1 protein-coding gene is annotated in these 754 nt (G+C 34.1%); it reads left to right on the top strand.

Annotated elements, in window-relative coordinates; genetic code table 11:
• Window positions 1-754, top strand: a 754-nt coding sequence (locus CYP54_RS08995; protein WP_181001568.1) for a DUF637 domain-containing protein, incomplete at both ends; no start/stop codon positions are given.

The raw sequence follows: 754 nt of genomic DNA, 5'->3' as shown, positions 1-754 counted from the left end.
TACGTCAAACGCAGCAATAAACTCTGCCATCTATAAAACAAACTTTAAAGATGCACTACTATCAAATTTAATCTCTAAAGCAACAGACAATGCTTACAAGGCAGTAGGAAACTACTCAAGTAGTGAATCAAATATAAACTCTAACTCACTATTTAAAGAATCAGGTCTAGGTAAGATAGCTCTTCACTCAGCCGTAGGAGCACTCTCAGCAAAACTATCTCATGAAAACGTTGCAGCCGGTGCATTAAGTGGGGCTGTAAATGAAGCAATCTCTTCTGCACTACATAAAGATACATCAAATATGAGTACTAAAGAGATAGAAGCCTATAACAACAAACGCCTACTAGCATCTCAGTTAATAGGCATAATAGCTGGAGGTATAGCTAATGGAGATAAAGGAGCAAACACAGGCTATAAAATAACCACAAGCGCAGATACTTATAATAGACAGCTTCATCAAAGAGAGATAGACTTTATAAACAATAAAAACAATATAGCAAGCTTTAAGTCAAAGCTTCAAACTACAACAAATAAAATTTATAGCGACGATGAAGCAAAATCTATCCTAGCAAAAGCAGCGGTATCTTTAACGGATAAATCATTTAATGAAACATATAGACAAAGTCTAAGCTCAAACGATCTATATAATATAGAGCTAGCAACAAATTTTATAAAGCAAAGTAGCTTTTATAATACAAGCCTAGATAACACAAATGCCTTTAATCCAAATAAGAAGCAATATGAGGATAGGTAT

Origin of the sequence: Campylobacter concisus (genome assembly GCF_002914005.1) — a bacterium.
GTDB classification, from domain to species: Bacteria; Campylobacterota; Campylobacteria; order Campylobacterales; family Campylobacteraceae; genus Campylobacter_A; species Campylobacter_A concisus_N.
The sequence above is the reverse complement of the archived record's forward strand: the minus strand, read 5'-3'. Positions and strand labels throughout refer to the sequence as shown.